This window comes from Vibrio sp. 1288, assembly GCF_033344475.1.
This window is the reverse complement of record NZ_JAWPOX010000025.1, coordinates 20348-44680: the sequence shown is the minus strand read 5'-3', so window position 1 is coordinate 44680 and position 24333 is coordinate 20348. Positions and strand designations below refer to the sequence as shown.

The following is a 24333-nucleotide window of genomic DNA, read 5'->3' as shown; positions in this document are numbered from 1 at the left end:
TGGAACAGAACACTTTAATATCTGAACAACTATCCAGACAGTGGGGGCCACGATCTTACTATTTAATAGGACAGGTTCAACAACAGTATCAAATTGATGATATGGTACACTTGTGGTTCTCACTTTCTAAACATATTCTTGGCACCATCGTTCCACTGTCAAAATCATAAACAATCACCTTAGGGTGATGTACATCATATGCTTGTCCAATAAACACTGATGCAGCGTTTGATGCACAAGGAAACAAATGGATAGTTTGTGCGCCATACTCTGATTTGAGGACATGAAACATTGACTGAAGAACAGAAGTAAAAGCCTTTCCGTCATCTGGATGCGATACGGCACCATTGCCCATAAACTGTTCCTTCGCGCGAATTGTAATCATTTGGGCACCTGTTTTCTCACAAACTGAATTAGAAGCTTGAACTAAGCTTTCTGGTTCAGCCGTCAAGGAAATATTTATTACAAAATCAGTTCCTTTTTCTAAATCATCAAACCCAACCACTTCATAAAACTCACCGACAGGATCTATTGCAGGCCATGACCAACTACCAGATTCTCTAAATCTAAGCATCGGAGTAACCGCATTCTTGTTCCCTATTTTTGCGCCGAAGCCAATAAGCGCTGAAGTTGGTCCAAAACCAAACAACGCAGCATTAAATCCAAACTCTTTGGTTTGTTGGATAATCTTATCGGCGGAAGCCTGAATAATATTCGGCATTAGAGCCCAAAATACGTCTGGTGATTCAACTAAAAGCTCTTCATTATGACTTAATATGTTGATCTGCTGGTGCATCCTTCTTTTAATTCTAGAAAGACTGTTGGCAACTTGCAGGTATGAAGGGGGAGAAACTGTTTGAGAATTTACAGGCCACAATACAGCGTAAACAGGGATTGGTTGGTATTTCAAGCCATCCAATAAACTATTTGCAATAAGACCGAATTCCTTCCTCATCGCAGACAGTGTCGATGCAGGATAGTCACTAGCGGCAACCTTATCAATTAACCGATGGTGTTTATCACATAAAAGCAACACATTGTTCGGATCATTTGACAGTTTTTCTGATAACTCGGTAATCCCTCTTGCGCCTTGTTCAGACGAAGCAACATTGTGAGCCAAGTATGCATAGTTACCTGACGTACCTGAAACCTCATCGTAATCAAGCTTTTCACCGCACCCCGTAAACATGCAACGGCCAAAACTATCCCGCCAAACTGTCTCCTTTGTGCCTTTTGTGAAGTCTGGACCACGGCCCGTTTTTTTCCTTTTTCCTTCAAAACGAGTGAACAACGATTCTAACTCATCTAGCGTTAGCTCATCGCTCTGTGCCTCCGCTTTCCCCCAGATACTCGCTATACTATGTAAATGAGTTAAATCATCGCGCGTTATTGCATAACCTTGAAGACATCTGTAAGTAACTGTTTCAGATTCAGCAGATAAGGTATTTACACAAGACTTAATCAGATTCGGCTCAAGGCAAAGGCGCATTGTGGCGCTTAATTCTTCGTTTAACATTAGCAAAATGATGGTATTCCTATCACCTTCGTCAGTTAAAATCCCTACACGGTTCCAACTGACCAAGTTTTGCAGATTGTCGAAGTACTGATCAAAAGTATCCATCGAATCTATTGGTGAGCTTGCCGCCTGATTACAGAATTGATCCGCCTTGTTACCCATCAATGTTCCTCTTTGCTATTTCTAAATTACCGTTAATGTTAATGTAAACATTTACTTGCTCATTACCCACTATTGCAAACACAAGTTGCCTGTCAGGGTTCCGCAACGTACATTGAGCCCAGTCATTCAAATCAATAATTGAGGGTTCTGGTACACATTGTGGGTGCGTATGCCAAGTTCCAATATAACCCAGCTCACCATTTGATTGTTCAAATGCTTTGTCTATTGCCTGTTGATGAAATGGGTCTCTCATCACAAACCTTGATCGCTGGCTAATATCTTTTTTCTTTGGTGTTGTACACCTGTCGATCCAAATCTTGCATTCACCTTCAGCTCGTGAACCAATCAACGCCCCAAACTGTTCCTTATCCTTCCGTTTGATTTGGCGGTGTTCCAGCCAACATTCATAGACCTGCTTGTTGACTCGCAGTTCGACGCTTGAACCGACAAACAAGACATCTTCATCAGTTACAGACATCACAATCCTCATGAATCAAAGGCTTAACCTGCAAAGAGTCACTAAATTGATAGAACCTATTAGTCAGCGATACTTCATGAGCTACTGCATCATGTTCACTGCCTTTCCAGCTAACTTTTGAACTGGCAGTAATCTTCCCTTCCAGGTATTTGATAGCCAAATCGCTCGCAATTAAAGCCGTTTGCGCAGAGCAAATAGCGCTATAGGAAATAAACTGCTCACCACAGCCTGCCATGTTAATAGTGACATCTTGGTTTGGCTCGATGAAGTTAAGGTTAGAGTTAAGCCCTCTGGTCAACGTATCAGGACAAACATAGGCGCAAAGTAAGCAACCAGTGCTATCTGGTATATCTAGTACAGCATGCCCACCTACGCCAAAACCTTCAAGCCAAGTGTTAATGACCGGAACTTTTATGCCATTTTCCAAAAGATACTCTTTAAAAAGTCGCTCATGAGTCGGGCTACCAATGGCTATAACAATCAAATCATAAGAGCTAATTAACTGAGAGTTTCTGAGTTCCAGCAGTTTCTTTTTCGAAGGAACAGCTTTGGACCATAAGAACTGGCGTGCTAGGTGGTAACTGAGGCCATAAGATTTCTCTAGATTCAAATACTCCTCGGGCAAGATATGCCGGTATAAGTTATCTATCTGATAAATATCATTGTCATATATATCTAGGTTTTGAATCCCGGCCGCAGAAAGCTTGTGTGCTATCTCGCTCCCAACAGATCCAGCTCCAATCAAGGCAACCTTGCTTGTCGCTAGATCTAAATTTGCACCACCTCTTGGCAGCACAGCTTCTTTATTGAAAAGCCTTATAGGAACAGCCTTAACCTTCCAGTGTCTTAACTGAGCTTCAGTTAACGGCAGAGATTGCTTTTTACCTTTTTTGCTTTTGAAATATAAGCAAAACCAGACCGTTCCTGATGGTACTTGAGCATTGAAAACAATCCAGTACTCATGAGTCTTCCACCTCCCATAATTCTCACGTAACTTTTTCAGAAGGTCAGGTTCTTGCTTCAACAAGACTGCTAAGTACCAAGTTGTAAGCTGCTCTTTTTCTAACGGTGCTGGCTCCATTTCAGTTAGAGGCAAAACTACAGCTTTACCAGCAAGATTTCTTCCCGAACTATCCTGCCAGTAAACTTTCGCCGCAGCTGCTAGATCAGTATTTTCAGATTGCGCCAAATAGTAAGACCTAACGCCAAACTTAACATTTTTTACAGGCTTATAAACATCTATCTCTTCCAGTGCCCCGCTATCATTGGTAAGAAGTACGGGTCTTTCATCAAAATCACAAACATTTAACCAGCAAGACTTGAACTCTCGTAACAGCTCTTTCCGGTTCCAGTCGGGATCAGTAACCGCTCTATCCAAAATACCTATGTGGCGATTAAGAGATTCCTCAATCGCCAGCAATGGCATATTGAAATTTACTGAAACAGAATCCTTATCATTGACGCAGATACTGCCATACTCAACATCAGCAATTTTGAAAATTAGAACATGCGCCAAATGCCCTACATCGCGCGGATTTATAAGAAGAAAAACAGGTAAACCAGTGATCTCTGATGTTAGGAAGTGTATCAGATCTATTTTTTTTTCTTCAATTTCAAGGCTGACTGCAATAGCGCCAATCCCATTAAAGTCCAGTGCTTTGCAATCAAAGCCTTTACGGCTTAAATGCTCGACAATTTGCTCAGATGCTACCATTAAGCCCCCTGTGATGTGCCCGAGGCTCCGGCTGTGGCGTATGCAGCCTTTTTAACATTGGATGAACTACTAGGTACTTCAAAATCATTGCCAAACACTTGGTTCAGTATCTTGCACTGCTTAACCAAATCTGTTTCATCAATAGCTTTATCTAACTTATCTCTTAACGACTTCAGCTTGTTATAGAACTGAGTGCCGGTATTTAGACTGCTACCATCAAAGATATCTCTCCATGGTGATTTCGGTAAATGAACCCGTACCTTATAAAGATCGTCACCTTGATAACTAAAATAACCACCACTCAACATGGCATCTACTGTGTTTCTAAGTGCAACTAAATCGTTAGCTTTATCACTATCATCCAAGCTTGGCGAGAATTGCTCTTTTGCCATCACTGTTAAGCCGATGGAAAACACTTTCTTAGCAACATCTGTACTAAATTTGTTATCTCTCCAGCGCTTTAGGTACCTAACAATACGCTTATATTGCCCAAGCTTTTTACTCGCTGAACCAAGGTAGGCTGAAGAGTCATTTATCCAGTCCTTTAGCCCTTTAGGATCCGAGTCAGACCATTCCCTATTGCCTTCGCTAGAGTTCTTTTTGCCTACAGCTAACTCATACTCACCGTATTGCTCCCGATAAACCGGGATATCGATATGTAGATTTTTACTAGCGTAGTCGGCGGTTACACATGGCTTTTTAATCTTTGCGTTTTTGAAGCCTCGGTCCTCCAGGACCTTCAGAACGATTTTTTTAACTTTGATAGGGTCATCTGGTGAACCATCAAAAGCAATCACTATAGCTCTATCAATGTCGAAATCTTCACACGGATTCTTGACCCCTGTACCTATTGACATAGATCCTTGAAGAAAGTCTTCTATCACTGGGTAGCCTTCGTCCTTCAAAGTACTTTTAATAGTCTTTAAGATGCTGTCATCCTTTTCACGAGCATCTTTGTACTCGCTATCTTCACGGCTTATCTTAATCTTATCGTGAAACTTGATAAATTTTGCTTGAATGCTCATAGGACCCCTCGATCTTTCGAATGTGATAGCACTATATGTAGTAACCCGCCATTGGATAAAACACAACATATCGTATTCAAATTATCTTTACAAGTTAAGTCAACCACACTTACCTATTGATAGAAAACACAAATAAACCGCAATATAAGTAAACACTTACTGTATATGACGACTAAATCGAGACATTCCTAGAACCACCTTAGATTAATTGGTTTCACATCCCTTCCAAAACACCGTAGTTTATTGATCGCTCAATGCAATTGTCTTGGCGTGATCGATGGCATTAGAAAAAGTAGGTCAAACCGCCTCACTGTGGTTTGTGAGGTTAAGCGTGCTAGCACGGAAAGGGGCAGAAACGTCCTAGCTGTAATTTTACTAGCACAAAATGTAATGAATAAAGTCGGTTATAAACAAACAAAAAACCACCAAGTCTAAACTTGATGGTTTTGCTTCTAACTGCTTGTTCAGCAGGTCGGTTGTTTTCTTCCTGACCTATTCTTAGCTGCCTATGCGGCAGGACACTAATAATGATGTTTCGAGTGTATTTACTAGTTATTTTTAGCTGCCTATGCGGCAGGACACTGTACAATATAGTCTCTAACCATCTGATTCTGCGTGCTTAAAGTCACAATTCATCAAAATGCCCTTTTTCTTCGTACTTTTGTAAGTGCTTGTTTTTATTTCTCTAAAAACAGCTTTAGAAAAAGGGTCAAAAATGTAACTCAGGTACCGTGCCTTTTCTTTCTTGATTGGTGGCTAAACCATAGCTATTAAAGTTTGCTGCACCGCGCTCACCGACAAACTCCTTTTGCACAAACAAAATATAATCTTCTCCAGATGAACCGCTGGAGATTGGTATTCGATGGAAGCTATCGACGACACGCTCTTCATTAGTGACTGGTAATGATGTTCCAGCATCAAGTAGTTCGGCTCTCGCCATGCTACGTTTGATTCGACGTTTCTTGGAACCCAGAAAGCTTTTCCCAATCGTTTGGTTACGGGTAAACCTCACCTCTAAAGCATTGTCTGGAACCTCACATACACTGGAGACCTCAAATAAACCTTCATTTACCATCAAAGAATAATAGGGCTGAAAAGAGAGTCCTATCATCATCTCTTTATCGTCGGCAACAAAGGCTATGGTTTGACCAACCGTAACATCACTCCAGTCGGGGAAGCTCACGCCTATTTTATTCATGGCTTGTCGGTTATTGACCATAAACAGATGCATTTGAGATATACAACGCCCTGCTAACAGCTCATAGTCGGCTTGAACAGGGGTATAACGTATACAGAAGTAGTAACGCTTCGTCATAGTCATCCTTACTTCGCTTTGGAACAATTGAAGAGCCCACCCTTGATCAAGACCGACATAATAAAGTGCACGTCATTTGGGATGCTCTGAGAAGCTGTCATTGTCTCAATCCAATTCTCTGTATTTCTGACTAACTGGTAAAAGTCATTTCCATAGGAAACATGTCGCCTTGCTATAACGTACTCTCGGTCAGCTCCATACTCATTCACTCTTAATGGCTTATCTGCTTCTTCATGCCACCAATCGTCAATCGATTGCAACGCTGCACCAATTTTCTGACCATGAAAAGCAGCAGTTTCTTTTCCGTTCAATAATTCTACGGTAGCTAACTGCTTAGTAGGAGCACCATCTTCTCGATCATCCAAGAACTCTTGGCTTGGGTAAACCTCATCCCCCCAACCAACTCCAATTTTAGCTTTGACATCCATGTAGAAATATTCGGTCGGGTCAGATAGGGCTCGCATCAAATAAGCTGTAAGTTTTTCTAGGCATTCTGCTGAAGCTTCATCCCAATGACCATACCAAGAAAGCCTTGTTGCGTTTTCTACAATCAAGGTTTGTGAATCACTGGTGGTCACTTCTATCGACAATGTTCGACACTCTCTGTTTCTCCAAAGCCAAGTACCAAGCAGAATGTTTTTCGCATATCGATGAGCGAGCTCCTGATACCCATTGAGTTCTTCATATGTTTTAGCGAGTAACGAAAGTTTAGAGCGCACTTCATCATCACTACAGGTATCCGGAGTTAGAGAGTTGGCTCGAATTCGAAGGGAGAATGCACAGTAGATATCGTCAACACCAGGTTTTACATAGCACTCTTCGATGAACTGAGGGTTGGAGTGGGCTAAATCTTGCGGAGCAACATTCTTTTCTGCGAACTTACTACCTTTATATGCTTCTGCATAACCACCTTTTGGTGCACGCAACCTAGTTCTATCAATTTCAAGGGGGCACATCTCACCACTTTTAGATAGATAGTAAAAATATGCTTTGCCAGCAGAGAGTGATCGAACGTAGTTCAGCTGAGTGCAAAGTTCCATAAACGATTAATCCCTATAGTTTTTTATAAGAATAGTTTCGCTACTGCATTCTATCGACCAAAAGGCATGGTTTAAAAAGTGATCTCTTCCACTAAAACGTACTTCTATCGGATTCACTTTCTTAGCTAACCCTATCGCATTCTCTGCATAGGCGTGACAATCGGTTATTGAGTTGCACCGTTTAGTTGGACGTTCTAACAAATGGTAGCCAATAGAAACTGGCAAATTATCAGCATCTTTAGTCACCAAACGCTCTAGGTCATCAAAGTTACTCGGCTGGCTCTCACTTGGGTATAACCATCGCCCGTATGCTGGTAACCCTTTTATGACATGGAAAAGCTCGCTTCGGCTGGTAAATGTCCTGAGCCACTCAATCTGCGTCGATAGCTGCGGTTGGTATAATGCCCCTCCGGCGAAAGCAACGGGAAGAGCCGTTTTAAGCGCGGCCTTAAAATCTGAAATACGGCTATCACTATGAACTCTGATAACTAAGTCTATTTCTAGGTCCGCCAATCGTTCACTACGAATGGTAGGTCGTTTCGCGTTTGAAGCCGTTCTAACTTTGGCGACTGAGCTGGGTTCGGTAAGCTTCGCTGTCAGTTGAATGTTCTCGCTTCGGACATAAAAAGAGAAACTCGAAAACTCAAACAGGGAGTCACAATTAACTAACTTATTAAACTCTCTTTGGTAGCGATGCATAAAACCCCAAACAGCCGTCATAGAGGGTGCACCGCACAAGTAAGGGCTGCTCATCGCCACAGCATCTTGCACTCTCATTGATGACAAATAGATATACTGCTCGCCCGTTACCTTATCTTCATTACCATTTTGTTTACTGATTTGTTCGAGGATCCAAACAATTTGGGCTTTAACGACCTGCATAAGCTTAGGGTGATAGGCAAACTTGGCGGCATACTTATTATTTTGAAACGTGAGATGTAAGCCGCGATTAAACGCACTAGCTAAAGAGCCTAGGTCCGATGCTGGTAGCTCCAAAAAGGCCTGAGCTAAAGTGTCATCATGTTCCAATTGCTGTTGATTAGGGTCAGCATCAACTATATCTCTTAACTCAATTAAAGGAAGCATCCAAAGGGTTATCTGCTTTCGCAATATCTTACTTCTAACCTTACGAGCACTCTCCCTCTGCTTCTGTGTTTTTGATGGTTCTGAACCAATTAGATGACTTAAAACCTGACAAATTTTGGCATTAGTTACCTGATAGTCATCAAAGTAGTGACCACTCTTTTTGCGACTTTCAGGTAACGTCCCACCCTGCGCTGGTTTAACGTCTAGCGGGTAGTTTAGGATTTTCATATGCCCACCTAAACTGCCACATAGGTTCCCGATACTTGCAGAGTTTGGCAGTGACGAAGACACAAAGCGAAGCTTACTTTCTCGACTTCTCGCTCTCACTTCTAACTCGCTCTGAATAGCATGGCTAACCACTGGAGTCACCGAAACATAATCATCCCCCCACGGAAACCGTAGTTGCTTGCTGTAAGGACTGACGCTATCGGGAAAATGATTATCAAGGAGCTGTTCTTCAATTGTATGTTTTAAGCGAGCAAGTGACTTAGCACTTAAACCAAATTCTTTGAGCAACTCAATCCAAACAGGGCTTTCTTGCTGTATGAGTGAAAAAATACATACGGCCTGTGATAGCCAACTAAAAGGATTCAATAGCCACAATGTATGACGATACACCGCAGAGTTATGCGCCCACCCCAAGCGTTGCTCTAATACTGCGCTTGAAATAAATGCCTCGGTTGTCGTAAGAGGCTGCGCAACTATCCGCTGATCTTTAACTCGGCAGTCTGGAAACTTGAGATTATGAGTGTGGAACCATTTGATCTCGTCAAGGGATACGTCTAGGTTCTCAGCCGCTTTTAAATGCCTTTTAGCGCGGGTAATATCCAACCAATCCGAGCATCTATCTGATTGATGGCTTGAACTGAGATTGAGCAAGATCGTTAACGCCTCTTTTTCAAACCCTTCAACACAAACATCTTCCGCATAGGGCATGAACATCTTCTTTAAAGCAGACTGCTTTACTGTCTCGTCTTCAATTGCTAATAAGTCACTTAATTTCGTCATAATTACCACTCAGGTAGATACACACTTAAACCATCACTTTCAGAGCTCATTCGAGTCAGCTTTGTTTCGATGACACTTCGTAAAGTAAACGCCGATTCATGACTCGCAATCTTTGTATGCATTCTTGGCCTGATAGCGGCTTTGATCTCACCAAACTCATACAAGCGATATACCTCATCTGTTGTACAAGAAAGCAATGTAGAAGCTTCTAAGGGGCTGAGCAGTACATCACCGATATTTCCTTTGGCGCTTGAGGGCACTGTTGACATTAGCTTTGTAAAGTAAGCTAACACCTGTGCAAGCACGATATTGTGACTCAACTGCCGACTGGGTAACTGGCGACAATCTTTAAGCAGAGCACCAAAAGCTTCATTGAAAAACATCTTGTTCCAATTTTTTATTCGAACGTGCTCTGCCTTCTCTTTCAAAGCACCGAGGTCTTGCCACAATGACGTTGGCCAAGCGCCGCAGTATTCGATGAATGACTCAAAACTGAGGTCATCGATATTGCCATAACGATTTACATACCAAAATAAAAAGCCATAACGCTCGGATAACGTCATTTCAGCTTTCAATAATCCCAAGGGTTTTGATTCATTTCCTAACCACTGAGCGACCAATACCTCAGCCTCTGGCGCATCCTCTACTGGCGAGTTTCGGAGTTCATAACCGCATTCACACTGACTAATAGTCTCGGTACTTTGGTATTCAAATCTCGATTTACACTCAGGGCAGTGATGAATCAGTTTACAACCATGATGTTCACAGGCTTGGTGAGAGATAAATTGCCACTGCTGGCGAATATAGGGTGCTTCGTTAATACACAGAGGGCAAATAGGCGTGAAGCGTTTGCGAAGAAAAGCATAAGGGTAATCAGAACCGAATCTATGTATAGCTTTGTATTGAGGTGAGAATTGAGCTTTTGAATGTGATAGCGCTAGGCGCAGTACACCAAAGTTGTTGAGCTTTAATTGGTTCTCAAGGTGGATAAGAACCCGCACCCGCATTTGGCTTGTGGTTTGAGCGTGGTAGATATTGACTCGGTTGAGCTCTAAGGGGAAAGCACCAGCAATCGCTTCATGCTGATCCAACGTGTCAAACCAGATGTCTTCAGCAAAATGAGAAAATCGCTCATAACCTTGCTCTTGCGATAAGCGCAGCAAGAAGCTTTCGAGCGATTCGTCAGCGTAAAATTGAATGTCCTTATTCACATGCCACCACTAAAACTTAGAATATCTAAGTTTTAGTGTGATAACAATCTACAAAAAGGCCAAAAAACAAACTCTCTTTTAATATTATTATTTGCGTAAGATCTCGTTTCCAATACTAATTAGTCTTTATGACTCAAGACAATTAGATCTAAAATAGGTTGAATATACAACTTTTGATCTACCGCGCTTGATTTGTCAAAGTGCTCTAAATGAAAACCAACATGTTTAATTAGAGTTTCGTACCAAGAGCTATCTTTGAGGTTCCCCTCAACTTCTACAATCTGCTCAAAACAAAACATCATTCTCGCTACATACCACACATACTGATCATATTTAGGGTCGTCTTCTGAGGTAGCTTTATAGCCCCTAGCAAAATCTGGATTCTCCATCGCTAGCTGCAGATATGTTTGATAAGCAGTATCAGCGACAGATTTTTTCGCAATCTCTTTGTTTTCTTGAATGGTCTTAGTTGCAACGCAAATAGCCCAAATAGCAACACCAGCACTTATTAAAGGAGAAAAAATTGTAGCTAGCTTAACTAATGTATCCATAAAACCTCTTAATGTTTTCGAGCAAAGCCAGCAGGCTGCGCTTTTGTTTCTTTATATTCTTTTACCTTTCGTCTAAATGCAGCAAGGTCAATATCAGCGGTGCTAATCGCTATCTGATTTGCCCCATGAGTGTGCGAAATCAACTTATGGTAACTCTCTTTATAAGGCGCCTGCATTGTAGAGCCACCATATTCGCCAGTATTAGCAATAACAATGTGCTGATACATATGCCACTGAAGCGCGGAAGCCATGTTGTCAAACGTATTAACGTCTTTGTTGTAAGCCGCTATGACAAACATATCTGTCAAGTCTCTAAGATCGGCAGCGAGCTTTATATCCGTCGCGTCATAGCATATCGCGCCAGTAAGCTTGAACGGCCCCTCGGAGTGACCTTCAATAGAAATGACATGCTGAGATGGTCGATATCCTTGAACCCCTAAAATAATTTCATCACTAGTCATATGAAATTTACCCTGATCACGAATACGCCATTGAACTCCCGATTCAGAGGAGTCTGGGATAATCCAACGAGCTTTGTTGACTATACGGCCATCTTGCTCAGTAAAGACGAATCCAGCAAAAATGATAGCCTTAGTTCTAAAAGCAAGTGCTCTTACTATATCCTCATCATCCGGATGTACCGCAACCTCAGAAAACACTATCAAGTCAGCCGTGCTTTTATACTCCCTAGACTCTGTTCTTAGCTTCGTGCTTAAAGTCTGCTCTGTCAGTTTGCAAACTTCTGCAAGGTGTTCCCTATGCTTCCAACGGATATCAGGGTGATCTAGCTTCACATCTGAAGGGTGAAAGTGTTTATCTTTAGGGAAGAGTTGCTGGACAGTTACTATTCTAAATTTATTAGAAGCTAACTCAGGGCGTTTAACGACTGTAGGTAAAGTCGGTACATTAGATGATGTACATATTTGCGCATTTAGATCCACCAACCTCTTCTGTAAACAACGCTTAAAGTCATCTAGACAATTAATAGCTAAAATATCCTTTTCCTCCAAATAGGAAGATGAAAAGCCCGGCCACTGAAGACCATGTTGAAGGAGACTAGCAAACCAATCACTTATAGTTCCATATGAACCAACAATTGATTCTGGTGTATGTAACATGCCCATGCGTCGCTTATACCACTGTGAGCGTATTCCGTGATACCTAGTATCATCGATGGTCAAATCTTTGCGCTGCGTAAAGTCGATATCACCTAATGCAGAGCTTCGCAATACACTACAGATCCAATAGAGTTTCTGCTCGTCTATACCATGCTGACGCTTAACCAGCCATTTAGGGCTTTTGTAACGAGGATCTTTAGGCTCCTGACCTTTTTTACCGACTTTACAGGTAACCTTTATGTTAGGGCGCCAAAGTTCAGTCCAAGAGTGGCTATTGCTCTCGATCCTGATTTCATGGGGTGAATATCGCTTTCCATCGGCTCTCCAGCAATGGTTAGCGCCACCCTCAATAGCATCAACTAGTGCAATTCCTAACTTCAATAAAGCATGTTCATATTTGAACGGATTGTCTTTAAAGCTAATAACTGATGATAGGTAGTGCTCCGCACCGTAAGGTTTTGACTCTTGTTTTGGTATTGCCCATTTAAACTTTTCTACTCTAGAGCTGTCCTGATCTTTGACCATCTCTTTCCAAAGTGCACTCCAAAATTTCCCTCCACGAAATGCAAATTTTTTAATAATAGAGTCAACAGCTTTCTTCTGATTTGAATGTGAGAGTAAAAAAGCAGCACTCGCTTGATAGTCATTGCAAATTTGAGCAGAAAGTTCAAATAGATATCCATCACTACTCTTTAACCTACTTAAATGTTGCTTCATCAAAACATTTTGTAATCGTGAAAGAGGCTGGGAAGCCTTATCACTTACTATGTAAGGCTTGTTGACAACAGCTAAGAACAGTAGGGCCTGGTGATAAGCGTAGCTAGGTAAGGAGGCTTTACTGCTAAGTAACCGTTGTGCAATTGATGTAACTTCTCCAATCAGCTTTTGGAAATCACTAAGCCTATCTGGCTCGATACTACGGTAAAGATCAGTAACACTGCGGAATATATCTGACAACAAATAGAGCATAATGTGCCTATCGCGCTTATTGCGATTAACGCGAATCCGCTCAAAGATCATATTCAATACATTACTATAAATATCGAGTGTTGGATTTACCGCTATTGCTTTTCGGAAGAGCACCATTATAGATGGATCTTTAAGCCAAGCTTTCAATAGGCGCTTTGCAACTAACGCAGATTCATTTTCGAATTGTCTCAGCTCTGCTGGAGAAATTAATTTACTCTTTTTTGCTAAGGTAGTTTCTAGCCTGTGGGCAGAAAATCGGCGTAAAGATTCCACTTTGATCGACTTATCGTGATGAATTCCAGGTAGTAATCCCTCTACATCACCTAAAAAATCGTCTTGTTCAGTCAGCAGTAGCTGTTGAAGCGCTGGTATATTGGTGTCTAGCCCATTACGCTCTGGAACACTAGACGCACCAACTTCATTTTGAATTTCATTAATTCTGTTTGTTAAGCTACTTCCGTTATCCAGATCAGATAGGGCGAAAATATGCGTTTTGTTTTCATTGATAGTTAGATACTGCTGCCCTTCTTCCCAAGCATCATGCTCCAAAGTCTCATCAAGAATTTCCTGCACTAGTTCATGAACTGAACTCATTATTTCGTCAGTTGTAAGAGCCTCACCGGAGACAACTAATCGGATATCATCAACATAACGACAGTAGTCATGTAATAGGATATCACTATCTTCAATCATTGAGTGAAGCTTTGAGCCTAACATCTCGTCAAAATCTATAAGGTATGCATTAGCTAATGCTCCCGCCGACGCCAACCCTTGAGGAAGACCGATATCTTCGGGTATTCCGAGAGCTCCTAGTAGTTCTAAAGACTTATCAGACCAATCCCAATCTAAAATTTGAGTTGTTAAATTCCAAAAAGAATCGTGTTCTGAATATTCCTTATTATAGTGCTTCGAAGCTATTTCTTTCAGTTTTGCGATTAACAAGTCCGGTTTTATAGAACCATAAAAGTTAGACAAATCTAAACTAACAATAAAAACATCATCGAGTTCACTAACTTTATGGAAAACTTCTCTACCTATAGAAATAGGCCTTTGCAAAAAACTACGGTAATCATTAGAAAACTTTCGATAAAACTCACTACCGCCCCAGCGAAACCTAGCCTTTTCATTCTCCCAGTCACAAAGTAACCGATTACCGTAATTGAAAATTTTATTTTTTATATGCTCAGAATAATCACTGTCGACTAACGAGCAATCCTTCTGTCTAGTTTCTAACGAATCAGCAAGACACATCGTTACTGCTGTTGCAACAGTTTGGTCTTTGACGCATATATCAGCCAAAGGACGTAACTTTCTGTCGTCGCTGTGTTGGGTCCACTTTCCCTTATCAATGAACCAATTTGCAGCTTTAGGGGCCGGTATTAACTCGATATGACTTTTGACTAACTCCCAGCTATCAATTTCACCTGACCAAATCTTTACTTCGTCACCGATATCAAGTGCGAACCTGTCCAACTCTAGAAGGTCCGCATACCAATTATGGATTCGAATAAAGCTATCTGTTTTCTTCCATGCTAGTCCTAGGATAAAGGGGTCTTTTAGATACTCAGCATTTGGCTCGAGATTGTAGTATTTCTTATCTAATAATTTCACAATTTATAAACCTAAGCACTCTGGCTTTCTGCAACCACTGCATTCGCATTCACTTTTCGAATAACCCCAAATAGCTCCACCACAGTCCCTTCATCGAAGAAGCCGTAGGCGCTTTCGCCATGGTTATCAGTGAATGGTGGATCGAAGAGTTGCGACATATCTAAGATGCCGTTATTAACGAGGAAGTCGATCACTTGATCGACGAACTGAATTTGCTCAGCATTGTAAGCCTCCTCATCAAGGAAGCTACTGAATGCCTCTTTTGCCGCATTCATATCTAAGCCAACAAGCTCACGAATAAACGTACCTAGAGGCTTCTCTTGTAAGATTTTCTCGCGATACGTTGCCACATCACTCATACCGCTAGCTTCCAGTAACAAGCCTTCTAAAACATCTAAGTCCGCTTGTGTGATGGCTTTATTACGCTTTAGCTTTTGGATGGTTAATTGGTCTTGGTGATCTTGAATATAGAGCTCAATCTTCTTGCGATACTGGGATAAATCAACGCTTGGGTTCTTGTACACGTTGGTCACGTTGTGGACACCTTGTACTTCGTCTTCAAAGTTGGTGTACACCATCTCTTTTTTATCTTTGTCCAACGCAAACATGAGATTGCGCAACTTACGGCGTAGCTCTTCCAGCGTGACTAAGTGGATATCTTGCCAAAACTCTTGAGTCTGGATATCTTGAATCAGTTGTAGTTGCGCTTGTACTGCTGGGATCGTTGATTTGGCTTCTAACTGCTCGGCAAACTCTACCACACGACCTCGGCTCATTTCAGAAATCATACCTTTTTCTAAAAGGTCTAATTGCATAGTCAGCACAAGACTGTCAAAGCGATGTGATAAATGATTAAGCTGCTCATCAGAGTTAAACGCCTCAGCTTCCGTCGGTAGTACAGAGATCTGGCTCTCTAGCTCAGTAAACTTAGCGTCATCAATGTTATCCCAATGCTCACGGTCTAAAAACGGCTCAATCGCTCGACGCTTCGGTCTGACAATAAAGTTATCGAGATTCATCCCGCTGACAATGTGGTGCAACATGTCCAGTTGGTAACGATTTAGCTCAGAATAGCGCTCGCAGTCTTCTGGGTTTTGTTCTCGAAACTCTTCATTATTCAACTTGCTGTTAAGTAATGTACTGAGTAGAACGCGCTTCTCAAATACCTGTTGAGTCACAGGTTTCGCGACTCCTACAGCAATACCTTCAGGGTTAGCATCGAAGTATTCAAAGTTTTGACAGTAATCAAACACCTTGAAGGTTTTCTTATCGTCATTCGGACCAAACAGGTCTTTACACAAACGTGTTCCGCGGCCAATCATCTGGGTGAATTTCACCTTCGAACGCACCACTTTAAAGAACACTAGATTAACCACTTCTGGCACGTCGATCCCGGTATCAAGCATGTCGACCGAAATAGCAATCCGGCAGGTAGGGTTTTTCGGGTCAAAGTCTTTACGCTCGTTTTCATCACCACTGAATTCATCAATTAAGCTTTGAGCATAAGTTTCTTTGAAGGTGATCACTCGCGCTAGCTTGCCAGCCCACTTGGGGTAGTTTTTATTGAACATTTTCTCAAGGAAAACCGCGTGATCATTGTTGGCTGCAAAGATGATGGTTTTACCAATAACATCACCACCTTCGACATGAATACCGCCACGGTCGTCTTTACTCATTAACTGAGCAAACATCTTCTCGGCAGTATCTTGGTTGAATAAGAACTTGTTTACCTCGGATGGTAAGACTTCATCTCGATCTTCTAGCTCAGCCTTGTTTTCCCATTCTTCTTGCTCTTCAGGTGATAAGTCTTTGTACTTAACTCCTTCACGTAGAAACTTGGTTGCTACAGAAATCTTAGTTGGTGGTACAAGGTAGCCTTGGTCATACGCTTTGTCGTCTTCATAAGCGTAGGTTGGCATCCCTTTTTGCAGGTCAAAAATGCCATAAGTGTCTTTTTCAACTTCATCTTTTGGTGTGGCTGTTAACCCCACTAAGAAGCCATCAAAATACTCGAAGATTTGGCGGTACTTAGAGTAGACAGAACGGTGCGCTTCATCGACAACAATCAAATCAAAATGACCGACTCCAAATGGTCGCTCATCTGCGCCACGATCCAGTAGATTCTTCATGGTCGGGTATGTCGAGAAATACAAACGACTATCGATATTGTTCTTACTCTGACCGGAGTCCAAAATAGAACAACTTACGCGAGGCAGTAGCTTAACGAAGTTCTTCTTGGCTTGGGTGAGCAGTGCATTACGGTCGGCAAGGAACAGGATGTTCTTAACCCAATCGTTCTTCACCAACAAATCGACAAGGCTTATCACAGTACGAGTTTTACCCGTACCCGTTGCCATAACGAATAGCCCTTTGCGCTCATGGTCTAGCTCAAAGTCTTGCAATAGCTTGGTGATGGCTGACTTTTGATAGTGACGGTTGGTGATCTCGTTGTTAATTACCAAGTTATTGTTAGGCATACCATTTTCAAAGAAAGGTTTGCGGTCGGTACGACGCTTCACCATAAGCTCAAGTTCGCCTTTGGTGTAAAAGCCTTGAACTTGACGTGGCGGGTAAAAATGGTCATCCCACAGATGCGTCTCATAGCCATTGGTATAGAAAATAACGGGGCGCACACCACACTGTTTTTCTAAGCAATCAGCGTAAAGCTTCGCTTGTTGTTGCCCGTCTTCAGCTCGGCGATGAGTGCACTTTGCCTCAACAACCGCTAACGCTGTACCGTCATCTCCCCATAGAACGTAGTCAACAAAGCCATTGCCATTAGGGTTGGCCTGAGAAATTGGCATACCTGATACAGGGTATTCACGGTCTCGCTTATGTTCTATTTTCCAGCCAGCCTCGTGTAGAAGTACATCGATAAGATAAGTGCGAGTTTCTGCCTCGTTATAGTTGTGCGTATCCGTGACTTTTTCCGCACTTTGCTTGGCTTGCTCGATCTGTTCAAGTAAGGCTTGGTTTGCTGCTTTTAGCGCCTCGTTTTCTTTTAGCTGCTTGAGATAAGCTTCACGTTCTACTTTGTCTTCTTGCTCTAGCTGCTTCTCTAGCTCTTGAACCCTTTTGATGCTGCTTAGTGCTTTGGTCGCTACAGCCGCATCAATTGAGACTTGCTGTGGGATAAGCGCTTCATCAAATGACTGAACAACAAACTTACTGCGATCAAGGTTGGGAGTATAGGTACGAATAAACCAATACAACGCATGGTGCAGCTCTTTCACAGCTTGCAACGCATCACGCTGTGGCAATGTGGTTTTGCTGTGTACGGCCTCGTTACCAACCTTAATCACCAACTTGAGCTTAGGAAATAGATTTGTGGTGAGGTTTTGCTTAAAGCCCTTATCATGAATGAGTGACATCAAGGTCACATCATGGCGAGGACGGGCTAGCCAGTTATCAATATCAAATACGGTTTCAACCATTAACTCCAGTGCATTACGAGCATAGAAGCCTGCGATACGTGGATCGGTTTTGATGTTTCTTTCTGCGTTTTGTGCACGAGTTTGAATTTCTGTACAACGCGTGGTGTATACATCGCAGCCACCGTTAAGGGCAACGTCCATAAACGCAAAATTAGAGCCTTCAGCACTAGGCGAAGAGTTAACCGTATCTGACATTGAATTTCCTTTTACATCATATTGTTATTATTCGTTATAGGTTTAGCTCGCCTTTGAAGGCTTTTTGCATAAGGGCATCGAACATTAACTGAGTTTCAACCACTTGTTCGTTTTGCTTTTTGACCTCTTTTTGTAGCTTCTTGTAGATTGCCGAAAAATCACACTGCTCTGCGTAGCTAGGGAAAGGAAGTTGAATAGATTCAAGCTTACTTTTACTTATCATCCCTTTCATAGAATTAGTTGAGGCGGATTGAATAATCTTTTTGGCTACTTTTAAAAGGACGTATAAAAACTCTGTGTCCAGTTTTTTGTCCATCGGTACGAGAGCATTAATTTGTTGATTAAACGCTACCTCTCTATCAGCTATAGCTATGTTACCAATGCAATCAGGACTCCCTGCAATACATGTCATTAATACTGCACCGGATTGAACTACTCTTCCGGCTTTCTTTCCATCTTCTGATAAGTATTCTTCTGCGGCAGTAAGAAAGTCTGAAGGAGTATTAATATTGCCAGATTTAATCCACTCTATATCAGAACCGTAATATTCGGGCTTTGCTCTTGATGGTGTGTTTCCAGTAACGATGCTTGCTAGCTCTGAGAGTGCTTTCATCTCCCACCCCTTCGGGTTCGTCACGGGGTCTCCAAACATATCAATAAACACTGACTGAGCGAGGCTGTTTAGCTCTTGCTCCATTTGCTGGCAGTCCTTACGAAGCTGATCGGCTTTTTCCAGTACCGCTGCAATTTGCTTTTGGGTTTCTAGTGGGGGTAGAGGGATTTCAAGTTGTAAGAACCTCACCCGATCTAAGTTTGAAATATTGGTAGTTTTCTTACCTAGGTGACGAATACGCTCTTGAGTCACGTCCATAGATAGAAATCTATATAAATAATCAGGATCAATTAACTCAGTTTTAGGTCGTAACAGCGAAATGAAGCCACCAATAGTTGACTTGTACTGTGTTTTTGTGACGCGCACACATTTTCCAACCAATTCCCAACTATTGGCAGTTGAAATCAGAATATCACCTTGATTTACATATAATTCATCGCGTTTAACAAAACTGGACGGCACTGCCAAAAGATCACTTTCATCAAGCTCTTTTTGGATGTTTTTTGTGCGAAAACAAACTACCGACTCACTACTACCAACCTCAACCCTATCATCAGGTTTAAAAGTTATCCCTCGGTGAAAGGTCAGAACAGAATCTAAAGTTACTAGCTTCATTTGAGTAACCCTTCCAACTCAGAAACACCCTTCGCCATCTTATCTTGCAACGTTTTAATGCGCTTCAAAATATCCTTCGGCTCATCGTATTGCACTTCTTCGTAAACTACTTCTTTGTAACGGTTGATGCTTAGGTCAAAGTCGTTATTGGTGATGTCCGCTACCGGAACCATAAAGCTCTGCTCAGTCTTCTTGCGCTTATGTTCAGGACTGTCGCTATTTGGTGTGCTGTCTGCGTTAGTTAGCGTTTTAAAGCGTGCAATGATATCGGCAATATTACTTTGCTCATGAGTTGGTAGTTGACCATCTTTAAACAACTGTGAGCGCTTGTCATCCAGTGAGTAACCGTCAGCCTGCATATCGTAGAACCAAACGTTATCTGTACCGCCACTGTTAGTTTTAGTGAAGATAAGAATGGCGGTACTTACCCCTGCGTAAGGTTTGAAGACACCTGAAGGAAGGGAAATGACCGCTTCCAACTTTTGGTCCTGCACGATTTTTTGACGAATCGTTTTGTGTGCTTTGGTTGAACCAAATAACACACCATCTGGGATGATAACTGCGGCGCGGCCACCAACTTTAAGCATGCGAAGGATTAAGGCTAAGAACAGCAGCTCTGATTTTTCAGTCGGCTTTTTCTTTTTGACCTCAACCTGAATCTCGTTTCCGTTTTCATCGGTTTCGGTTTTGAATTTAGGTGCCGTTTTCTTGACTATTGGGTTCTTACCTAATGCACGCAGCAAGTCTGGTGCAACAATGTCAAAATCGACTGAGCCTTTAAACGGTGGATTGGCGAGGATCAGGTTGTAAGCTTCAGAGATATTTGCCTCACCTTGGTCTTGCAAGCTATCACGGTAATATACACTTGGGTTTTCAATCCCGTGCAGCAGCATGTTCATGGCACCAATGCGTAGCATGTGTTTATCAAAATCAAAGCCAGTAAACATTTCGTTGTTAAAGTGCTTACGGTTTTCAGGCTTATTCATTTCTTTAGCGTGATGCTCTTCTACGTACTCAACCGCCGCCATAAGAAAGCCACAGGTACCTGAAGCAGGGTCACAAATTGTGTCGCCCACTTTTGGCTGCATCAGCTCGACCATCATTTGGATGATGTTACGCGGGGTACGGAACTGACCATTAACGCCTGATTGTTGCAGCTTACTTAGCAGATACTCGTACAGATCGCCTTTGGTGTCTTTGTCGTTCATGTCGATAGCGCTGAGTAGCTGGACGACCTGATCTAATAGCTTGGCTGACGGGATCATGAAAATCGCATCTTTCATGTGCTCAGCAAAGCTACCTTCATTTTGCAGCGTTTTGATTTTAGGGAAAACACGATCACGGACGATTTCCATCATTACGTCTGGATCTTTGTCTTTAAAATGACTCCAGCGTAAGTCTTGCTCATCAGCGGCAAAGGTTGGGTTGTCCAGCGGTAGGCCTGTTGCTTGGCTACGACGTTCAGCAGTCTTTTGCAGTTCATCTAAACGACGAATAAATAGTAGGTAAGAGATCTGCTCGATTACTGAGATTGGGTTAGTAATACCGCCAGTGTAGAAAGTGATCCAAACCTTATCGATCTGATTACGAATTTTGCCTGTTAACATGGTGATTCTCTTTGATAAATTGTTACTCTCTTAACAACAAGAAAACAACTTAATGGTGTTTCGATTTATCGCGCGATTTTACCATATAAAGTCAGTTTTACGTTAATGTGCATCACATTGAGTTACTTATAAATAAAAGTGCTATTTTTTATTTAGTTAGCTAGTATCTAGCGCATAGATTTTAGTTAAAAAGTGAATGATGATGACGAGAGGAACACAGCTCAAGATATACCGAGCGAATGACTCTGTAACGGGCATTCGGCATGCTGAAATTGTGAACTGGACGGGTCAGGCGATTGCAGTTCCTAGAGTGCACATCAAAGAGCTATCTGAATGGGAAGAGACTCAGCGCCCCGGGGTTTACTTTTTGTTTGGTTACAATGCTGAAAGTGGTAATAGCCTTGTTTACGTTGGAGAGGCCGAACACATTCATAAACGCTTGTCGCAGCACTTAGTTGGCAAAGAGTTTTGGAATGAAGCGATTTGCTTTACCAACAAAGATGAAAATTTAACTAAAGCGCACGTTAAATATCTTGAAGCCCGCTTGTTCGAGATAATCTTAGAATCAAAACGATACGATCTCGATAATGACAAGCAACCGCCCACCTCTTCGCTGCCTAGAGGAGAAAGAGATGCTATGGAGACTTTCATTGAAAATATCCGAACTGTTATTGGCTCTCTAGGACATAAGCTATTGGAACCAAAGGTATCTCAAATAACGGCATCTTTACCACGCGAGCCGAAAAATATGGTATTTCGACTTAAAGTCAAAAAGCTCGATGCTAAAGCCATGCTTACTGATGAAGGCATTGTCGTTTTGAAAGGTTCTCAAGCGCTAACAACTGTGCAGCCTAGTTTATCTAAAGGCTATACGAAACTGCGTAGCAACCTCGAAGAAAAAAGGATTCTTATGCCATCTGGAGATCTTCTAGTCGCAGCTGAAGATATTCTCTTTACGAGTGCGTCCCAAGCCGCGGCAGTTCTACTTGGCTATCCTTGCAGCGGCCCCGATTACTGGAGAGATGCTTCTGGTAAAACGTTGAAAGAGATTGAAGCTGAATCAGTTTAAGTGAAAGCGGCGATAACTCGTTGCTTAAATTGGCCCAATAGCAATTCGTCATATACAGATGGGTTATCTGCGTTATTTGGTTTAATGACATCCGCGCTATTTCCCCAACTAAGTATGCTCGATTGAGAATAACTCGACTGGGGTCCATCACTCACAAACCTTGATAATAAGAGGTTATCATCAACCACATTCTGCATATTGTCCTCCTGTTTGAGGAACATACAGGTGTCTGGAATATCCTGCTCAATTCTTTCAGAAAAACCAATCAAACTTTCTTCGGCAAAGGTATACAACCACGCTTCTTGGTTGAGTGAATCATTGATTCTTAATATTCGCCCGAGTACTTGCCTAAAGTAGAGTTCTGTTTTGACTGCGCTCATATGGCAACAGACCTGAAGCCTAGGGATGTCCGTCCCCTCACTAATCATCCCAACACTGACTATCCACTGAACGTCTGAATGACGAAAAGAATCAATTTCACGCAAAGGATTGTCATGATGATAAGTCACTATGCAAGCTGACTGGTTAAAGTGCTCAACAAGTCGTTTTTGAATATCTTTGGCGTGCTTGATAGAAGCGGCGACCACTAACCCGCCTGCATTTGGCGACTGTTCTCTGATCTGCGCTAACTTTTGGCAGCCACTATTCAAGATGTAATGCATCGCCTCTTCATTGTGAATGACGCTTTGATAGGAAATATCGGATTGTTTAAGGCAGTCCAAAATGGAGGCAAAATGTTGGCTGCTACTGCCAGTTTTAATGTTCAAATGTTCATTATCTATTAAAACTATTTTAGGTTGGCGGCAAACCCCATCTTCAACCGCTTGTTGTAAGCCATATTGGTAATCACAGACAACCTTACCATCAGGGTCGGAATACTCTGCCATGACAATCGGCAATCGGTCAGAACGCCAAGGAGTACCTGACAATGCCAGTGTGAATCGTGCGAGTCCTTGTACCTTTGAGACTATCTCTATACCCCAAGAGTTTGATCGGCCATCTTCTTCAAACGAACAGTGATGAATTTCATCAAATACGACTAAGACTCGATATTTGCTGACAGTGTTCCAAAAGTTATCGTCAAGAAAACGGATAGATTGGTAAGTATAAGACCCTCCCAAAGAACCTAATCCTCCGTTAAATGAGCACTCTAATTTCCATGCGAATGTTTTTTGCGTTCCTTCAGCCACCGACAAAGATGGCGAAAAACACAGCACTAAATCAATCATATCTTCTTCAAATAACCGCCTTGCCACCTCGGCAGCCATAACGGTTTTACCTGCACCTGGGGTCGCTTGGCAGAAAAAGTGAGGTCGTTTATTTGATGCAAATTTATTAATAGCCAGTTCTGAACACTCAGCTTGCCATTCTCTTAACATTTTTGAACCTTATCTTGCGCTACTTGCATCCAGTTGGTTAGTGCATTGATTCTGCCCAATAACTTGGCTGATCGCTCTCTCGCTGCGTTAAATAGGGGTTGCATCTTTTGTCTGTTGTGTGGGAAACGCGTCAGTAACGACTGATATTCCTCTATCTCCCCTAGAGTAATCGCGAGCTCTCCTTCATATTGTTTTTTCTCTTGCTCCAATGCAGTCAGAGATGAATCTGAAGTCTGAATAGCCGTTGAGTCGGCTTTAACTTTACTGTTTCTAGCCACTCTGGGCTCGATTCTGAGAACTTTGAACTCACAAGTTTGATGGTAGCGTTTGTGCCTAAGAGTCCCAATAACAGAAAGCCAACCTTTCTCCTCAAATGATAGAAGTTGCTTATAAACATACTTTCGAGCGTCATCTTTACTCGGGAAGGTTACACCACTGTTTAGTAAAGCATCCCTAGCTTCTATGACTGAAAAGTCATCCATTCCTTTTTCAATCAATAGGTTAAACATGTGAGGGTTAATTCTCGTTACTTTATTCATATCACTAGTACAAACAATAAAAACTTAGGATTGCTAAGTATACAAAAATCAGTAAAACTTAGACAATCTAAGTTATCT

At 42.0% G+C, this 24333-nt stretch carries 16 protein-coding genes; 1 reads left to right on the top strand and 15 read right to left on the bottom strand.

The genetic code is table 11. The annotated features are described in order from the left end of the window. Nucleotides 1–88: 88 nt before the first annotated feature. The 13 genes from R8O11_RS17490 to R8O11_RS17430 all read right to left on the bottom strand — a co-directional run bounded on the left by R8O11_RS17490 (nt 89) and on the right by R8O11_RS17430 (nt 21268). Nucleotides 89–1678, bottom strand: a complete 1590-nt coding sequence (locus R8O11_RS17490; RefSeq protein ID WP_213916800.1) for an SAVED domain-containing protein — start codon at nt 1676–1678, stop codon at nt 89–91. Beyond that, entirely contained in the window at nt 1671–2156 is a 486-nt protein-coding gene (locus R8O11_RS17485) for a Mov34/MPN/PAD-1 family protein (protein ID WP_213880959.1), read from the bottom strand. Before R8O11_RS17485 ends, R8O11_RS17490 begins: the two co-directional genes overlap by 8 nt. Then, on the bottom strand, nt 2143–3870 hold the full coding sequence (locus R8O11_RS17480; protein ID WP_213916799.1) for a ThiF family adenylyltransferase: 1728 nt from the start codon (nt 3868–3870) through the stop codon (nt 2143–2145). Before R8O11_RS17480 ends, R8O11_RS17485 begins: the two co-directional genes overlap by 14 nt. Beyond that, on the bottom strand, nt 3870–4895 hold the full coding sequence (locus tag R8O11_RS17475) for a nucleotidyltransferase (protein WP_213970510.1): 1026 nt from the start codon (nt 4893–4895) through the stop codon (nt 3870–3872). Before R8O11_RS17475 ends, R8O11_RS17480 begins: the two co-directional genes overlap by 1 nt. Before the next feature lie 709 nt (nt 4896–5604). Continuing rightward, a complete protein-coding gene (gene cas6f / locus R8O11_RS17470) occupies nt 5605–6210 on the bottom strand; it encodes a type I-F CRISPR-associated endoribonuclease Cas6/Csy4 (RefSeq protein WP_025577783.1) in 606 nt (201 codons plus the stop codon). Between the two features lie 8 nt (nt 6211–6218). Then, nucleotides 6219–7250, bottom strand: a complete 1032-nt coding sequence (gene csy3 / locus R8O11_RS17465) for a type I-F CRISPR-associated protein Csy3 (RefSeq protein ID WP_213970511.1) — start codon at nt 7248–7250, stop codon at nt 6219–6221. Between the two features lie 6 nt (nt 7251–7256). Then, nucleotides 7257–9344: a type I-F CRISPR-associated protein Csy2 gene (locus R8O11_RS17460; protein WP_257897280.1), complete on the bottom strand. Its 2088-nt coding sequence runs from the start codon at nt 9342–9344 to the stop codon at nt 7257–7259. 2 nt (nt 9345–9346) lie between these two features. Continuing rightward, on the bottom strand, nt 9347–10555 hold the full coding sequence (locus R8O11_RS17455; RefSeq protein WP_213970513.1) for a TniQ family protein: 1209 nt from the start codon (nt 10553–10555) through the stop codon (nt 9347–9349). A 119-nt stretch (nt 10556–10674) separates the two neighbouring features. Next, nucleotides 10675–11106, bottom strand: a complete 432-nt coding sequence (locus R8O11_RS17450; protein ID WP_213970514.1) for a hypothetical protein — start codon at nt 11104–11106, stop codon at nt 10675–10677. 8 nt (nt 11107–11114) lie between these two features. Further along, the gene (locus R8O11_RS17445) at nt 11115–14804 is read right to left on the bottom strand and encodes a reverse transcriptase domain-containing protein (RefSeq protein ID WP_213970515.1); all 3690 of its coding nucleotides are present in this window, start codon (nt 14802–14804) and stop codon (nt 11115–11117) included. An 11-nt stretch (nt 14805–14815) separates the two neighbouring features. Further along, nucleotides 14816–18433 (bottom strand): DEAD/DEAH box helicase family protein, encoded by a 3618-nt coding sequence (locus R8O11_RS17440; protein ID WP_213970516.1) that lies wholly within the window; start codon nt 18431–18433, stop codon nt 14816–14818. A gap of 34 nt (nt 18434–18467) precedes the next feature. After that, nucleotides 18468–19661 carry a restriction endonuclease subunit S gene (locus R8O11_RS17435; protein ID WP_213970517.1) on the bottom strand — a complete coding sequence of 398 codons (1194 nt, stop codon included), beginning with the start codon at nt 19659–19661 and terminating at the stop codon, nt 18468–18470. After that, nucleotides 19658–21268, bottom strand: coding sequence for a type I restriction-modification system subunit M (locus tag R8O11_RS17430; RefSeq protein WP_213970518.1), 1611 nt, complete (start codon nt 21266–21268; stop codon nt 19658–19660). Before R8O11_RS17430 ends, R8O11_RS17435 begins: the two co-directional genes overlap by 4 nt. 274 nt (nt 21269–21542) lie before the next feature. Between R8O11_RS17430 and R8O11_RS17425 the strand changes: the two genes are divergently transcribed. After that, on the top strand, nt 21543–22337 hold the full coding sequence (locus R8O11_RS17425) for a GIY-YIG nuclease family protein (RefSeq protein WP_318194299.1): 795 nt from the start codon (nt 21543–21545) through the stop codon (nt 22335–22337). Here the strand turns inward: R8O11_RS17425 and R8O11_RS17420 are convergent. Beyond that, nucleotides 22334–23716, bottom strand: coding sequence for a DEAD/DEAH box helicase (locus tag R8O11_RS17420; protein WP_213970520.1), 1383 nt, complete (start codon nt 23714–23716; stop codon nt 22334–22336). The genes R8O11_RS17425 and R8O11_RS17420 overlap by 4 nt on opposite strands. Beyond that, nucleotides 23710–24255, bottom strand: coding sequence for a hypothetical protein (locus R8O11_RS17415; protein ID WP_213970521.1), 546 nt, complete (start codon nt 24253–24255; stop codon nt 23710–23712). The genes R8O11_RS17420 and R8O11_RS17415 overlap by 7 nt, the downstream gene beginning before the upstream one ends. Between the last annotated feature and the right edge of the window lie 78 nt (nt 24256–24333).

Coding starts and splice junctions, on each gene's coding strand:
- R8O11_RS17490 (WP_213916800.1), bottom strand. CDS start 1,678: ATGGGTAACAAGGCGGATCAATTCTGTAATCAGGCGGCAAGCTCACCA.
- R8O11_RS17485 (WP_213880959.1), bottom strand. CDS start 2,156: ATGTCTGTAACTGATGAAGATGTCTTGTTTGTCGGTTCAAGCGTCGAA.
- R8O11_RS17480 (WP_213916799.1), bottom strand. CDS start 3,870: ATGGTAGCATCTGAGCAAATTGTCGAGCATTTAAGCCGTAAAGGCTTT.
- R8O11_RS17475 (WP_213970510.1), bottom strand. CDS start 4,895: ATGAGCATTCAAGCAAAATTTATCAAGTTTCACGATAAGATTAAGATA.
- cas6f (WP_025577783.1), bottom strand. CDS start 6,210: ATGACGAAGCGTTACTACTTCTGTATACGTTATACCCCTGTTCAAGCC.
- csy3 (WP_213970511.1), bottom strand. CDS start 7,250: ATGGAACTTTGCACTCAGCTGAACTACGTTCGATCACTCTCTGCTGGC.
- R8O11_RS17460 (WP_257897280.1), bottom strand. CDS start 9,344: ATGACGAAATTAAGTGACTTATTAGCAATTGAAGACGAGACAGTAAAG.
- R8O11_RS17450 (WP_213970514.1), bottom strand. CDS start 11,106: ATGGATACATTAGTTAAGCTAGCTACAATTTTTTCTCCTTTAATAAGT.
- R8O11_RS17440 (WP_213970516.1), bottom strand. CDS start 18,433: ATGTCAGATACGGTTAACTCTTCGCCTAGTGCTGAAGGCTCTAATTTT.
- R8O11_RS17435 (WP_213970517.1), bottom strand. CDS start 19,661: ATGAAGCTAGTAACTTTAGATTCTGTTCTGACCTTTCACCGAGGGATA.
- R8O11_RS17430 (WP_213970518.1), bottom strand. CDS start 21,268: ATGTTAACAGGCAAAATTCGTAATCAGATCGATAAGGTTTGGATCACT.
- R8O11_RS17420 (WP_213970520.1), bottom strand. CDS start 23,716: ATGTTAAGAGAATGGCAAGCTGAGTGTTCAGAACTGGCTATTAATAAA.
- R8O11_RS17415 (WP_213970521.1), bottom strand. CDS start 24,255: ATGAATAAAGTAACGAGAATTAACCCTCACATGTTTAACCTATTGATT.